The 15,808-nt window shown below is 51.9% G+C and carries 9 protein-coding genes and 1 pseudogene; 5 read left to right on the forward strand and 5 right to left on the reverse strand.

All coding sequences use genetic code 11. The features are described from left to right. The first annotated feature begins 23 nt into the window (after positions 1 to 23). Complete coding sequence (locus AC3WQH_RS02190; protein ID WP_005835074.1) at positions 24 to 1,889, forward strand: bifunctional homocysteine S-methyltransferase/methylenetetrahydrofolate reductase; 1,866 nt, start codon at positions 24 to 26, stop codon at positions 1,887 to 1,889. Between the two features lie 80 nt (positions 1,890 to 1,969). Here AC3WQH_RS02190 and AC3WQH_RS02195 read toward each other — a convergent pair. The 5 genes and pseudogenes from AC3WQH_RS02195 to AC3WQH_RS02215 all read right to left on the reverse strand — a co-directional run. Continuing rightward, positions 1,970 to 2,548, reverse strand: a pseudogene (locus AC3WQH_RS02195) (phosphotransferase); the annotation flags it as partial. A gap of 42 nt (positions 2,549 to 2,590) precedes the next feature. Next, a complete protein-coding gene (locus AC3WQH_RS02200; protein ID WP_492331887.1) occupies positions 2,591 to 2,956 on the reverse strand; it encodes a hypothetical protein in 366 nt (121 codons plus the stop codon). A gap of 77 nt (positions 2,957 to 3,033) precedes the next feature. Beyond that, positions 3,034 to 3,612, reverse strand: coding sequence for a mismatch-specific DNA-glycosylase (locus AC3WQH_RS02205; RefSeq protein ID WP_026557033.1), 579 nt, complete (start codon positions 3,610 to 3,612; stop codon positions 3,034 to 3,036). Between the two features lie 122 nt (positions 3,613 to 3,734). After that, positions 3,735 to 3,878, reverse strand: coding sequence for a hypothetical protein (locus AC3WQH_RS02210; RefSeq protein ID WP_005835081.1), 144 nt, complete (start codon positions 3,876 to 3,878; stop codon positions 3,735 to 3,737). 186 nt (positions 3,879 to 4,064) lie between these two features. Further along, on the reverse strand, positions 4,065 to 5,585 hold the full coding sequence (locus AC3WQH_RS02215) for a carboxypeptidase M32 (RefSeq protein ID WP_007785163.1): 1,521 nt from the start codon (positions 5,583 to 5,585) through the stop codon (positions 4,065 to 4,067). Positions 5,586 to 5,773: 188 nt separating this feature from the next. On the opposite strand from AC3WQH_RS02215, the gene AC3WQH_RS02220 reads away from it, so the two are divergent. The 4 genes from AC3WQH_RS02220 to AC3WQH_RS02235 all read left to right on the forward strand — a co-directional run bounded on the left by AC3WQH_RS02220 (position 5,774) and on the right by AC3WQH_RS02235 (position 15,741). After that, entirely contained in the window at positions 5,774 to 7,372 is a 1,599-nt protein-coding gene (locus tag AC3WQH_RS02220) for a peptide chain release factor 3 (protein WP_005835087.1), read from the forward strand. 123 nt (positions 7,373 to 7,495) lie between these two features. After that, positions 7,496 to 8,647 carry an MFS transporter gene (locus tag AC3WQH_RS02225; RefSeq protein WP_492331888.1) on the forward strand — a complete coding sequence of 384 codons (1,152 nt, stop codon included), beginning with the start codon at positions 7,496 to 7,498 and terminating at the stop codon, positions 8,645 to 8,647. A 493-nt stretch (positions 8,648 to 9,140) separates the two neighbouring features. Further along, positions 9,141 to 14,699: an AAA family ATPase gene (locus AC3WQH_RS02230; protein ID WP_492331889.1), complete on the forward strand. Its 5,559-nt coding sequence runs from the start codon at positions 9,141 to 9,143 to the stop codon at positions 14,697 to 14,699. A 1-nt stretch (position 14,700) separates the two neighbouring features. Further along, positions 14,701 to 15,741, forward strand: coding sequence for a hypothetical protein (locus tag AC3WQH_RS02235; RefSeq protein WP_005827055.1), 1,041 nt, complete (start codon positions 14,701 to 14,703; stop codon positions 15,739 to 15,741). The last annotated feature ends 67 nt before the right edge of the window (positions 15,742 to 15,808 follow it).

Consider the following 15,808-nt stretch of genomic DNA (forward strand, 5'->3'; position numbering starts at 1 on the left):
GAAATGGGAGAGAAGGGATTGAGTTGACGACGAGCAAGAAAGACTTACGGGACTATTTGCAAGATCACCTGCTGGTCGGAGACGGAGCCATGGCGACCCAGCTACATGCGCTGGGTGCCCCGGTTGGCGTCAGCTTTGAAGAATTGTGTTTATCCAATCCGCGCGTGGTGCATGAGGTTCATGCCTCGTACTATCAGGCGGGGGCGCGCCTTTTGGAGACGAATACGTTTTCGGCGAACCGCGACGCGCTCAGCCGCTACGGCCTGGAGCACAAGGTAGCGCGGATCAACCGTCTCGCTGTGGCGATCGCCCGCGAGGCGGCACAGGATGATGCGTATGTAGCGGGCAGCATCGGCTCGATTTTGGCCGGACGGGTCAAGAAAAAGGTACTGGATGAATATCGCGACCAGTACGAGGAACAGGCAATCGCCCTGTTGCACGCAGGCGCAGACGCGCTGATTTTGGAGACGTTTCTCGATCTGGAGGAGCTATTGCTGGCGATTGAGGTCATCCGTCCGTTGACAGATGTGCCGGTCATCGCCCAGCTTGCGACGCTCGAAGTCGGGCGGACGCGCGACGGCTACTCGTTGACAGACGCTTTTCCGCAGTTGAAAAAGGCAGGAGCTGACATCATCGGCCTGAACTGCCGTTTGGGTCCGGCTGAAATTTTGCGCTCTTTTGAAGGGACGATCTTCCCGGACGATTCGCTGCTGTCGGCGTTTCCAAACGCAGGAAGGCTGGGCATGACGGACGGGGAGTACGCCTTCAAGTCGTCTCCCGAATACTTTGCCGAAAGCGCCTTGCGCCTGAGGGACCAGGGAGTTCGCCTGATCGGCGGCTGCTGCGGAACGACTCCTGCGCACGTGAAGGCGATGGCAGACGCGCTCGCTTCGCAACAGCCGAAAGCCCGCGTCAATCCGCCCGTTGCCCTGGTCGAGCGCCCGCACATTTCCGTGCAAAGCACCCACGAGCGGGAAAAGCCGAGCATTGTCGAGCGGGTCAAAACAGGCACGACGATCATCGTCGAATTTGATCCGCCGCGCGATCTCGACGCCGAGCAGTTTTTGGACGGTTGCTGCGAACTGCACAAGGCCGGGGCGGATGCGATCACCCTGGCGGACAATTCGCTCGCCACTGTGCGGATGAGCAACATGGCGCTCGGCGCGCTGATGAAAAACAGGCACGGGATCGACCCGCTGCTGCACATCGCCTGCCGCGACCGCAATCTGATCGGCCAGCAATCCCACCTCATGGGGCTGCACGCGCTCGGCATCGACCAAATTCTCGTCATCACGGGCGACCCGTCGCGCTTCGGCGATTTGCCGGGGGCCAGCTCGGTGTTTGACGTTACTTCCTTCGATCTGATCCGCATGGTGAAGCAACTGAACGAAGGCGTCTCGTTCTCGGGACGTCCGCTGAAGCAAAAAGCCCAGTTTATCGTCGGCGCGGCCTTCAACCCGAACGTCCGCAACATGGCGGCAGCCGTCGCCCGACTGGAAAAGAAAGTCGAGGCCGGGGCCGATTACATCATGACTCAGCCGGTGTACGACGTCGAATCGATCCGGCAGGTGCACGAGGCGACCAAGCACATCGGGATTCCCGTCTTTATCGGAATCATGCCGTTGACCAGCTCGCGCAACGCCGAGTTTTTGCACAACGAGGTGCCGGGCATCAAGCTTTCGGCGGAAGCGCTGGAGCGAATGAAAAAGGTGCAGGGTCCGGCCGCCAGACAGGAAGGGATCGCCATTGCGAAAGAGCTGCTCGATACGGCTGTCCGCTATTTCAACGGCATTTACCTGATTACGCCCTTCAACTACTACGAGATGGCAGCGGAGCTGATCGCCTACGTGCGCCAGCAGAGCGCGCTGGTCAAAACGGCGCAGCCGTAACGGCTTTCGCTCGCCAAGCCCACTCTCTGTCGACATGCCAACAGGCCCTCGCGTAAAAGACAGGCTACAGCCTTTGTCGTTTACGCGAGGGCTTTTAGTTCGTCCAGCATGTACGCAGTCTTTAAGGATTCGCGTGTGCAAAATTGCTGGATGTGCGCCGCATCCATTTGCTCGTACTGCTTCATGCGCAAAAAGCGTTCCATTATATGCGGAAAGGCGAGGTCGACAAACAGCAGGTGAAGCTGTTCGGCCGACAGCGGGTTTTCCCGCAAATAGCCGCGCAACAGGTAGGCAAACAGTTGCTTGTTCCATGCCCCTTCCTTGCGCATGGCAAGCGACAGCACACGGCTGATGTCTTTGGAAGGAAAGTCGTAGCGGACATCTTCCCAGTCGATGATCGCGATTCGTTTGTTGCGCACAAGCAAATTGCCGTTGTTGAAGTCGCCGTGGCAGAGGAAGTGCTTGCTGAGCGGCGCTTTTTTCCACTTGGCAAAATAGGCGGACGTATTCAGTTGCTTGCGCGCCGTCTGTCCAGCCTGGCGAAAATACGGGAGGTACTCGACGATGGTGGAGAAATGCGGCTTCTGCTTGTCTGCGTGCCGTTGCTCCCATTTTTCCAGCGCGGCCAGGTCCGTTTTGTATTCTTCCGACCATTTTTTGGCGCCGTTGTAAAGTTCGCCGTGCTTGGAGGTAAAGCCGAGCTAGCTTTTGTGAAACTGCCCGAGCAAAGCGCCGACCTGCTCCAGCTTGCCCGGCGAGTTGTAGGCGAGCTTCGGCCAGGACAGCCACTGATGGAGGACGAACAGGTTGTCTTTCCAAATAATATAGCGTTTGCTGTTTTTCGTCCGCTGAATACCGGGGATGAGGATTCCTTGTTTGCGCAGGTGCGCTTCGGCGTTCAGGATAAAATGCTGGCGCTCTTTGGGCAAATACGATACTTTGCCGATGAACTTGCCGATGGAAGTATCGAAAAAAACGACGAGCGACTTGGGCGTTTCCCTAAGCTTTTCGTGCTGGATGACAGTCAGGGCGTATTTTTGCTCGATCTTGCGGATGAGGTCGTCCATCCGGTTTGCGCCTCCCTTGCGTATAAGATCGTACGATTATAGTACGCCAAGAGAGACAGCGGTTGACACAAAAATGCTCAGCCGGGCGGCAAGGGCAGCGGATGCCAGTTCTTTTCCCGCAAAAAGGCGCTGAGCTCGGCGAATTTGGCGATTCTCTCCGCGCGCGTGAAGGAAGCGTTGGCTCCGCTCGTGGACGGGATCACAAACAGATAGCTGCCAGCCCAGTCATCTGTGGCAAATGCTTTTTCCGGCTGCAAGCCGAGAGCGACAGCCGCCTTCTTCCGGCCCGTGGCATGGCGAAAGGCGGTAATCCCGTTAAAGCAGATGACGCGCGGGCGATAGGTCTGGATCATCTGGACGAACTGCTCGGCCCCTGTCGCGAAGTCGTCGCGGGTGAGGTCCTGCGACGAGCGGGTAGGGCGCGAGACGAGATCGGTAATGCCGTAATCGTATTCAAGCAGCAGGGCGGTTTCTTCCGGGCGCAGTTGCCGGGGGGTAAGCCCGCCTTCGAACAGGCCGCGCCAAAACAAATTCGCCGGGTTCGCGTAGTGGAAGCCTGCCGACGCCGAGACGCGCCCGGGATTGATGCCGCAAAACAAAACCGCCAGATCGCGGCGGATGTAAGTCGGCAGCCATTTTTCCGTAAAGTCGACCAATGCGATTCCCTCCGTTTTTTTCACATTGTAGCACATCCGAGAGCGCTTACAGCAACAAGCAAAAAAAGCCGCCAGACGGCTGGCAGCTTATCGGTAAAAGGTCGATCGGTTCGGTAGTGAAATTACAGTTGAGCGTACGGCAGCATGTGCTCCGGCTCGTTCATGATGAATTGTTCCATTTCATTGCGGACGTATTTTTTTGTCTCGAATGGAACGGCTTCGTGTTCTTCTTTGCCCCACAACCAGCGCGACAACGATTGAATCATAAGGATTCTCCTCACTTGGTGGTAATGTTTTACATGCTCATCATACTCCTGTTTTGTTGGTTTGTGGTTGGGGATCTGTGAATAAGGCGTGAAGAAATGGTGGATAGAACGTGAACAAAAAGGAAGCGATTACAGCCACAGATGAAAAAAGCGCTCCCGGATCGGGAACGCTGAGGGTACAACCTGTTACAGTTTGTAGATGTCGGTATATTTTTTCTCCAGGTAATCCATCAGGTAAGTGGCGTTTGTGCCTTCCCCGGTAATCGCTTGCACGAGTTCGCGCGGGCTTTTCATTTTGCCGTACTGATGAATGTTTTCTTTGAGCCAGGCGCGAATCGGAGCGAAGTCGCCGTTCGCCACGAGGTCTTCGAAGCCGCTAAGCTCGCTTTTCATCACATGGGCGAACTGGGCGGCGTACACGTTTCCGAGCGAGTAGGTTGGGAAGTAGCCAAAGCTGCCGCCGGACCAGTGCACATCCTGGAGGACGCCCAGCGTGTCGGTTGGCGGTTCGATGCCCAAGTATTCCTTCATCTTTTCGTTCCAGATTTGCGGCAGATCGGCAACCTGGATCGTCTGGTTGATGAGCCCTTTTTCGATCTCGTAGCGAATCATGACGTGCAGGTTGTACGTCAGCTCGTCTGCTTCGGTGCGGATGAACGACGGGGTCACGGAGTTGACAGCGCGGTACAGGTCTTCGGCCGTCACGCCTGCGAACTGCGCCGGGAACGCTTTTTGCAAATCCGCGAAAAAGTGGTTCCAGAACGGCAGGCTGCGCCCGATCATGTTTTCCCAGAAGCGGGACTGCGACTCGTGAATGCCCATCGAGGTGCCGTCGCACAGCGGGGTAAACAGCAGCTCCGGATTGATGTTTTGCTCGTACATCGCGTGGCCCGCTTCATGAATGCAACTGAACAAGGCGGAGTTGAAATCATTTTCGGCGTAGCGCGTCGTGATGCGGACATCTCCCGGATTGAAGGTCGTGCAGAACGGATGCGCGCTTCTGTCCATCCGGCCTGCCTTGAAGTCGTAGCCGATTTTCTCCAGGATATAGCGGCTGAACGCTTCCTGCTCGGCAATGGGGAAGTTTTTGTGCAAAAACGACGTGTCCGGCTTGTTCGGGGAGTCGGCGATCGCTTTGACCAGCTTGACGGTTTTTTCGCGCAAGGTGGCGAAGATCGGATCGAGCTGATCGACCGTCATGCCCGGCTCGTACAGGTCGAGCAAGGTGTTGTACTTGTTCTTGCCGTCGTGTCCCCAATATTCAATAAACTCAAGCTGGAAGTTGACGATTTTCTCCAGGTACGGCTGGAACATGGAAAAGTCGTTGTTCGCCCGGGCTTCTTCCCATACGGTTTCCGCCTGGGAGGTCAGCACGACAAACTCCTGATACTTGGCAGCCGGAATTTGCTTGTTGCGGTCGAACTCTTTTTTGCATTCGAGGACGCTGTGGCGGGTGATTTCGTCGAGTGCTTCCAGGGCGGACGGTTCACCGAGCTCGGCGAGAAACGCTTCCATTTCCTTGGACGTCGCCAGCTTGAACTGTTCGCCAGCCAGCACGCCGATGATCTCGGAGCGGGCATCCATCCCTTTGCGCGGAGCTTGTGTAGCTTTGTCCCAATGCAGGACGGCGAGTGCCTGGTTGTAGCTGGTCATTTTTTTCACATAGGCCCGAAAATCGGCCGCGCGTGTTTCGAGATTCGTCGTCATGAAGTCCCTCCTGTGTAATTGTGCATAGCCATGTTATCAATATGTACATCATGCAGTCAAAAAATTTTTACTACTAAATATTATAACGATTTGGAGAAAAATTACTAGGTGGATGCAGGGCGCATTTGTCGGTATAATCGTATAGGAAAACAATCTGGCACCTTATTCGCGACGACAGGAGAATGAAGATGAGTCAAACCAATCCCCAATGGGAAAATGAGATAGCAAAACGCCGCACCTTTGCCATCATCTCCCACCCGGATGCGGGTAAAACAACGATGACGGAAAAGCTGCTCTACTACGGTGGAGCCATTCGTGAGGCAGGGGTGGTCAAAGGCCGGAAAAACGCCAAGCACGCCACATCCGACTGGATGGAGATCGAGAAAAAGCGCGGAATCTCCGTGACGTCCAGTGCGATGGACTTTGAATACAAAGGGCACCATATCAATATTTTGGACACTCCTGGTCACCAGGACTTCAGCGAAGACACATACCGCACCCTGACCGCCGCCGATGCCGCTGTCATGATTATCGACGTGGCCAAAGGGGTGGAGGCGCAGACGATCAAGCTGTTCAAAGTCTGTCGGATGCGGGGCATCCCGATTTTTACGTTCGTCAACAAGCTCGACCGCCACGGGAAGGACCCGTTTGAACTGCTGGAAGAAATCGAGCGCGTGCTGGGCATCCGCTCGTACCCGATGAACTGGCCGATCGGCATGGGCAGCTACTTCAGCGGCGTCTACGACCGGATGAAATCCCGCGTCGAGCTGTACCAGAACAACTCGCAGCACGAGGAAATTTCGTTTTTCCCGGTCGAGGGCGCAGAGGACCCGATGATCGGCGAGCGCGTCGGTCAGGAGCTGTGGCAGCAGTTGCAGGACGAAATCTCCCTGCTCGATGTCGCCGGGGACGAATTTGATCCCGAGCTGATCGCCCAAGGACAGCTCACGCCTGTATTTTTCGGCAGTGCGATCAACAACTTCGGCGTGCAGACCTTCCTGGACAACTTCCTGCAAATGGCGCCAGCGCCTTCTGCGAAAAAGAGCAATATCGGCCTGATCGATCCGTACACGAATCCGTTTTCCGGCTTCATTTTCAAAATCCAGGCCAACATGAACCCTGCCCACCGCGACCGTATCGCCTTTTTGCGCATTTGCTCCGGCAAGTTCGAGCGGGGCATGTCCGTGAAGCACGTGCGTCTCGGCAAAGACATCAAGCTGGCCCAGCCTGTGCAGTTCATGGCGCAAGATCGCGAAATCGTCGAGGAGTCGTTCGCCGGTGACGTCATCGGCTTGTTCGACCCGGGCATTTTCCAGATCGGCGATACGCTCTGTGTCGGCCAATCGTTTGAGTACGAGGAAATGCCGCACTTCTCGCCGGAGTTTTTCTCCAAGGTGATGGTGAAAGACGCGATGAAACACAAGCAGTTCCAAAAAGGCATCATGCAACTGACAGAGGAAGGGACGGTGCAGTTGTTCCGCACCTATCCGATGGAAGAGCTGATTTTGGGTGTAGTCGGCGTCCTGCAGTTCGAGGTGCTGGAATACCGCCTGAAGGCCGAGTACGGTGTCGAAATCATGCTGACGAGAATGCCGTACCAGATCGCGCGTTGGCTGGAAGGCGATAAGGCGGCGCTCGACGCCGTGAAAAACAAAACGGTTACCGACCGCTATGGCCGCCCGGTGATGCTGTTTGAAAGCGAGTATCAACTGCGGGTCGCCATGGAAAAGTATTCGTCGATCAAGTTCCACGAAAGCTCGCTCGGATTGAAAGCGACGCAGTCATAAGTGATGAAAAGAACAGGACCTCTTGAGCAGTGGCGGGGTCCTGTTTTGCTTTTCCTATCCTACTTGGACGACTCCCCTCATATACTGGGACAAAGACTGGCGGGATGAGAGGAAGGGAATGCTTTGAGGGTTCTGCTGTTGGTCGTGTTGTTTCTCGTTGCCTTCGACATGCACGCACAGACGCCGCTTTTGGCGCCGTACTTGAATATTTTGGGTGTGTCGGCTGCCATGATCGGCTTTGTGCTGGGCGGCTATGCAGTAAGCAATCTGACCGGAAATCTCTTCGCGGGTCCTTTTCTCGATCGGTTTCCGAAAAAGTGGTTTATCGCCGGAGGCTTGATTCTGGCCGGATTCATGCTGATTGGTCAAGGCGTCGTGACGCATACGGGCGGTTTTTTTGCTTTTCGGCTCATGCTCGGCTTTGTCATGGCCTTCGTCTCTCCCGCCTGCTCGGCGATGCTGGGCGAGACGGGCAAGACGGCGCTCGAACAAGGCGAGATCATGGGCAAAAAAGGACTGGTGCTCACGACAGCGGGGATTGTGTCGCCAGCGGTCGGCAGCTTTTTTGCCGTTCAGTTCGGCTACGGCCAATCGTTTGTCATTCTCGGCTACATCATGATCGTAGCCGGCGTGTTTTCCTGGCTCGTGCTCCCGGTCAAAGTGGATGGCGGCGGCATGCCTGCCAAGCTATTGCCCAAGGGGGCAGGTCGCCAAAGCCTGCTGACGATTCTGGAAAATCGCATGCTGTATCCGGCCTTTTTGGGCGGGTTTGCGATCATTTACGCGCAAGGGACGATCATCTACGAGGTGCCGCTGCTCGTGCAAAAGCAAGGGATGTCGCCAGCCGTGACCGGCATTTTATTCAGTTTGAAAGGTTTGGGGGCGCTGGCGATTCTCTGCCAGTTTTGGCTGCACAAAGTGCCTGTGGAGACGCGAAGCTTCGCCGGACTCGGAGTGCTCGGCGCGCTTTTGTACATGCTCGCGCTCGGCGTGGCGATCCCGATCCAGGTGATGATGTTTTTGTTCGGCGCCTGCTTCGGCATGCTGTTCCCGGCTTTTGCCACGATCCTGACGGTGCACTCGCCGCGCGAGCTGTACGGCAGCGTGTTCAGCATCTACTCGGCGGTGCTGTCTGTCGGGGCGGTGCTGAGCCCGGTCATCGCGGGCTTGTTGGGGAATTGGCATCATTCGTACTTTATTGCGTTCTTCGTGACGGCAGGGGTGTGTTTGATCGGCGTGTTGCATCGGTTGTTGTTGAGCGGGGTTCCGCGGTAGAGGGTGGAGAGAGTTTTCCTGGGGCGGGGGAACTCTTTTTTGTGTGCGGGGGAAAGCGAATTGTAACCGTCAAAAGTTTTCTTGATGCATGGGCATTAACAGATTGTGCTGGGCGGTGGAATCACTCCTGGCGTGCGAGTTTTTTGCTATTTCCATGGTGTGATAGATGAGGAACGGGATGTCGTTTTCTTAGTAATAGCAGTACAAAAATAGAAATTACAAAAATTGTGGGACAACGAATTGCGAAGGTTAAAAAGGAAAATCGTAAGAAATAATCTTAAAATTATTTTTAAAAAAAGGAAGAAATAAATAATCAGAGAATTAGTTTATAGGTTAAAAGTCACTGTGGTTGTAAAATGAAATAGTAAAATGGGAATAGGTGTATTTTCCAACAATTTGGAGAGGAGGTGAAACTGGACAAAGGAGTAGAAATGAGCTTGAAAATGAACAGAAATAAGGAAACCACATGATGATTATAGTTAGGAGGGACCGTGTGTCAGATCAACGACATAAATGGGAGCATCTGATGGAGCGGTTCATACTCGCCCGAGACAGTGCTACTGTTCAATTGAAAGAAATGCTATCCCGACTGGAATCTGGCGAAATGCTGTCAGAGGAAGCGTATGAATCGACAAAGCAATCGTTAGTTTCTGTGCTTCAACTCCAGAACGACGCATGTAGTGCCATCCCATCAACGTATGGCAAACCGTCTACCATGGATGAATTAAAAGAAATCGTGGACGATATGGAACGCACATCCCTTCTTTTGGCGCGGGCAGAGCGGGCGCGTCAATCGATCAAGGCGTTCATTCGGCTGCAATGCTTGGATGACGGAGTTGCCCAAGAATTTGTGCAACAACAAGCCAAAGCGGAGAGCCTGCTCCACCAACTGTCTGAAGAGGAACTGGCAGAAGCCGGAGAAGTCTATGACAGAGTTGTTCAGTTTATCCGTAATCCCGCAGAGTGTGACGACCTTGCAGAGATGTACAAACAGATCACAAAATCAATCGGGGTCGCCACCAGGTATGCACTGGAACAGGGCTGGCTTTTTTGGCCGGATACTGATTTTTCAGACGACAGGCAAGAGGCTGCAAATGTTGTTCTGACAGGGCATACTGCTGAAGCAGAGGAAGAGTCAAAAGGTTTCGAAGACCGTTCAGCCGTCTCAAATGCCTCCGCTGAGACAACGATGGATGACGGAATTACAGAGATTCCCCCTGATATTTCCACCGATCGCATGGATTGTCCCACGCCAGATACTGCAAAAGTATTTGACGGGGCTTCCTCTATTCATGAAAAGGAGCCATTGGCATCCTGCCTCATGAGTTCGCTTGCGCATAGAGAACAAGCGACAACTGCCCCACCTGTAAATGATGCATTTGCCGGAGTTCCGGACAGTTTGCTTGACTTTACGACAGTCAAGTATGACTGCATTAGCAAAAAGAAAAATATCGACAATTTTTCGTCTAACAAATTTGGGGGAGAATTGAAGCAGGTATCGGTCATACCGCGTTTGGCAGCTTTTCTTATGTGCTACTTGTACAACGCTGGGACTGTTGCCGATAGTCAGCTTGAAACATCATGGGCAGACCCCGTACGCGAAAGTGGCCGTACATCCGGTAATCCAGAAGATATCGTGCGAAACACCCTCAAGAAGCTCGCGCAAAAAGGTTATGTGGCTGAGCATGTCGTAGAGCTGGCGGAAAAATCTGAAGTTTTTTACACGCTCAGCGCGTATGGAGCAGTGGCCTTTCAAAAAGACTCCAGCAGACGGCTGTTGCAAACTCTCTCCCAACAGAAACTCCTTGCCGAAACGGAAGAAGTCCAACTGATGTTTGGCAGCGACAGAGTCGTTGCAGATTTCTTCCGCTTGCAGCATATCAATCGAGCGCTGCAAGCGCTGAGTAAACATGTACCCAAGCAGTTGTCGATGTTGCGGGCAACCATACAGCCTTTTCCCCATCGGGAAGTTTCCGATAAGAAGACAGGAAACCTTTATTTGGTCATTCCCGGCATTCTTGATGCAAGGGATCCACAGGCGGATCTTGAACTCGTCATCGAGATGGCAAATAACAAGGATAACTGCATTCCTCTCGTCGTAGTTGACTCGATGGAGGAGGGCTCTTGCTGGGCTGAATGGCTATCTTCCACAGAGCGGCAAGCCTATTATTTGTTGATAGAAAATCAGCTTCCCATCATTGGAGGCAAGGAAGGCTCGGATCATTTGTCCGTATTGTTCCAACTGCCAGAAACGAATACCAGCGACAGTGTTGCAGAGCATCCACTGGCAGAGATGACTGCGATTCAAGAAGTCTCGGACCCAAAGGGTCAAATGACAGCCAGGAATCAGGAGCGATTGGATTCGCAGACAGATGAGCCTGTTTTCCAGGACGAGATCGTTGAAACTGGGCCAACTCAACGACGCGATCAACAGAAGTCTGAACCATCTGTTCTGATAAGCGCCGATGATCTGAAGCGGGTTGTCGAAAGCGCGTTGAGTAGGCTCGCGGAAGGACATTGGGCGGAAGGCATGTTGTTGTTGCACACGGTAGCCGGTTTCTCAAAAGACGTCCAGGTTTTGCGTGACAAAATATCATTCACTCTCAACGATCCCCTATGCCGTGAAGAGGACTGGCATACGCTTGCCGATTTGCCGATCACCCTTCCGTACGGGGAGTTCGAGATGCTTGATGACTGCGTCAAAGCAGCCATGTGGCTGAAAATCTTTTTTGATCCCAAAGACCCGAATGACTATCGTTTGAAAACTCGCTGGAAGCAAATTAACAACGACTTATCGAGCGACGTACTCGAAACGTTTTCTAGCATTAAGAGGCTCATTGGTCATTTTTGGACGTTTATTGATCGTTACAATATTGGCATCAAGTATTGCGTTTCATCTGATGTTCGCGACCAACTCGACGTTCAATTAGCAGTGAAACAGGTAGAGGAGCGCATCAAAGAGACAATCGAAACGGTTTTCCCTCGCAATACGATGTCTAAAATTAACCATCCGAAGATCAAGGAGATGGTTGTTGAACTGTATGGTAACAGTGGCCTCATGACTCGCTATTTGCAAAATGCATCCGAGATGCCGTTAGCGCAATTACGCGAAGTATGCCAATTGTTCACAGAGGCCGATTTGTCCGTCGATCCAGGCGGCCTTGATCTTCAGCCAACGGACGGAAAACTGGAGCAATTCCTTGACAAGCATTGGGTCGGGATGAGCAACTGGTCCAGCAATGACAAAAGTACGATGCTCACCGGGGCCTTTCGCAACCGGATGAGAAATTGGTTGCGTGAAGCGACAGAGCCGCTATTGCGGTACTATGCATGCCGTTACGCTGAAACTTCGATGAGTGGGTCAACTTATATTTCGTCCGAGATGGCTAGCAAAGCGCGTCAAGAATCGCAACAGCTCGTTTTTGAAGCGATGAAGCAACTGGAGGAGCAATCAATTTTATTGGACAAGGTAGGCCATCGTCTGCTTCATTCCACCATTCGCGATTTGCAATCTGTCTTTGAAGAAACAGGTGATGAGCGTGAGCATCACTTTTATGAGTCATTGCTGCTTTCCGGAGAAATCGAACTGGATTCTGACTATTTGCCGATCTTGGATGAGCAGTGGCTCCAATCCATTCAACCTGTTGCCGGGTATACACTTTGGGAACGCTTATTGCGTCATCACAGCAAGAAGGTTCAAACGTGGGAACAGGCTGCTGACCAAGCGTTACGCAACTACGACATGGGTATGTACGATTTGATTACCAAGCGTTCTGGCGAGTGGCTGGCTGACACGACAGTGAGTGAGACACGGCGCAAGGCGCCACAGCAGCTTATGAAATATAATGATGATTTCAGGGCTGAAGTGGAACTCGCGCAAAATTACGGTCAAATGGCAAGCAATGACGAAATGTATGGCTATATCAAGCTTGCGGAAGCTGCTAAAAAACATGCGGAGAAAACGCTCAATGTCGGGTTCTTCAAGCGTTTGCTTGAACATTGCCGCGCACAAATTGTGAGAGGCTCTGACACGCGTATGGAAGCAACTCGCAGTCGTTTGGATGCGTTAAAAGAGGACACCCTTCTGAGTGCGGATCGAGACGATCTGGCAAGCGATGAAGAAGTGCTGCGACAGTGGCCGATTCTCGATAAAATTGAACGAGCCCTTGAGAGACGCAATATGACAGTTGCTGAGGATTACATACAGCTAGCTGCGAGTGGTCAAAAAGACACGCCGTCACTTCAAATGTTTGACAGTGATTTGTACAAGTCATTCCTTGAGCGATACCACGGACTTTTTCAATCATGCAACGCCCATAAACGCGAGGATCTGCATCGTGTATACAGCCGGTCTGTCCGTAGCCAACTGTTTCCGAATCAGAACAACCGGAACACGGCTAGTGCGGAAAAGTTAATCCAGCAATGGTACAAGTTTCAGCCGCATCAAATAAGCGAGTTCATGGAGCAACTGCTGTTTCACAAGGTAGAGAGAGTTGTGAAAGAACGAGAAAATGAATTTTATGTGTTCCCAGCAGCTCGCGATGCGCAATTAGGTCAGTATCCTCATCCATTCAAGGAGTTGGGGACTGAGGCTGTGCGAAAAGGAGTTCGCGTGCTGGCTATGGCTGGCGTACGGACAGCCGACAACTTGCTGGATGAAGTGACACAGCGCGGTGCGGGAAATGGGGCCGCGACAATCGTTGTACTTGACTATGCGCTCCCTCTGGCTGACAGAAAACTGCTGGCCAAGTCAATCAAATTGCGATCCATTCCGGAAATCATAGTTGTCATTGACAGAGTGATGGCACTGTTTCTGGCCGGATACAGTCAAACTGATCGTGCCGATGTATTTCTCAGCATTGCCTTGCCATCAAGCAAGATTCAACCATATATCCCTGTCGGCGGGATTCCACCAGAAATGTTTATTGGTCGAACCGATGAACTGGAGAAAATCAGAAGCATGAATGGCCCGGTATTTGTCTACGGTGGACGGCAGCTTGGTAAAACGGCATTGCTGAGGGAAGCAAAAAACAGGGAACATAATCCTGAAAAAGGCCGATATGCAGTCTTTGTTGACTTACGGGAGAAAAATACGGATGCATCGCTTCGGATTATTAGTGAAGAGTTGGTCATTGAGAAGGTATTGACGCAGCCTTGCAACACGTGGGATGAGTTGCGAATGGCACTGCGTACAAGACTTTTGGCCAGGGAGCGGCCTATTCATAAACTGATGCTGTTGCTGGACGAAGCGGATGTGTTTCTTGCAAGCTGTGAGAGTGGACAAAACAGGCCGCTCGAAATACTGAAAGAACTGAAAGATACGTTCAATGGACAATTCAAATTTGTTCTTGCGGGACTTCGCGACGTTGTCCGATTCAACAAGCGACTACTTGGCGGCAACAGCGTACTTGCCCATCTGGGCCATATCACAATCCGCCCGTTGGAATACTTGGATGCTCGTGACTTGCTGCTTCGTCCGTTGCAATATCTCGGATTTCGGATTGAAGAAAATGGCGAGGATATCATCAGTCTTATTCTTGCGAAGACGAACTATTATCCTGGCCTGATTCATCTTTATTGCCAAAAATTGATCGAAGCGATCACTGACAGCTATCGCAACGGCAATTATAATGAAAACTCCAATCCGCCCTATTTGCTTGACGAGAAGCATATCAAGACATTGCTTGGACAAAGGGAACTTCTTACAGAAATTGAGAATAAATTCCGCATTACCTTGCAGCTTGATACTGACAATTTGTATGATATTTTGGCCAAGGCGATCGCGTATCGCTATTATGTGGTCGGAATTGGTCAGAGTTCTTCCGCACAGGACATCATCAAGATTTGCAAAGAGTTCAATATCAACAAGATCGCGAGTTTGTCGGAAGATAGCGTCAAGGCATTGCTGGAGGAAATGGATGAGCTAAACATCATCCGGCGGGAGACGCGTGGTTCGGATCACTATGTATTTAATCGATACAGTTTCTTCCAGATGCTTGGCAGCAGCGAAGACGAGCTGTTTTATCAGCTTTACGAATTGGGAGAGAATTAACATGGAAAAACCATCGCTTTGGTGGAACTATATGTCTGGTGCTGCACGGTATCTTCAGGATACCGTGGCAGCAACCAGTAACTATCGTGTCTTATTAATTGAGGAGCCTCCTTACAAGGAGGACTTTTTTCATCTGCTCAAGGAAAGGCTGCTGCAAAGTGACAGCAGCCTCCAAATCGGACAAATTCAGGCGGATGAATGGGCACGCGATCTGGATGTAGGCGAGGCGCTAATGAATCATTACGCCCATCACGTTGAATATCATCCTATGGATGGCTCCCGGTCTGAATATATGGCAAGAAATGATCTGCTTTCAGGTCGGGTACTTATTGTGCGAGAGACGAATCACCGAACGGAATGGATTGATAGTGCAATTGAATATGCCAAGTTCAGTTCGCAGCGAAATGGTCTGCTTATTTTGACTTACAGTGCCTCTCTCCCGCTATCTACCGCCCGTAAAGGGGTGAAGTTGTTGCAGTGGAGCGACTATGTGGCACATTATGATATGCAACTGTTTGCTTCGTATTGCATTGCGGAAAAACCTGGGCTTACTTTAGGACTACGCAACTATATCACGCAGCTTGCCTCAAGAATGGCCGGAACCGATCCGGAACTTTGCAGCATGTTGGCTGTTGAGGAGACGGCGTATGATGCCTTTGGATTGCTGCATGAACTGGCCTCTGACTACGAGACAGCGAGAAATCTTGTTGAGAATCCACAGAAAGTGACATCTATTATTTGGGAGGCGCAGATTCATATTGTCTTTCCAATCATAGAAGAAATGCGTCGTCGCTTCATTGAACGCTACCGTATCGAGTTGCAAGGCGTGTTGCCGCAACGGGACAATTTTGAAAAGTTACTGCAGTCCCCGGAAGATATGGAGCTGCGCCATATGTGGTATTATTACTTTAAAGCGAATGGCTTTCTGAGTTCAGATGATGAGCGTTCCTTTCGAGTGTTATATGACGCACGCAATCAATTAGCGCATTTGGATACGATAGACAGAGAAATGATCCGTGAGATCGTCTCCCAGCAAGTATGACTAAGGTGAAATAATTCCAAGCTCCCCTTTTTTAGCGAAAACAAATGCTGGGCATGCATTTGCGTAG

The organism is Brevibacillus sp. FW301-21C12A, assembly GCF_058788915.1.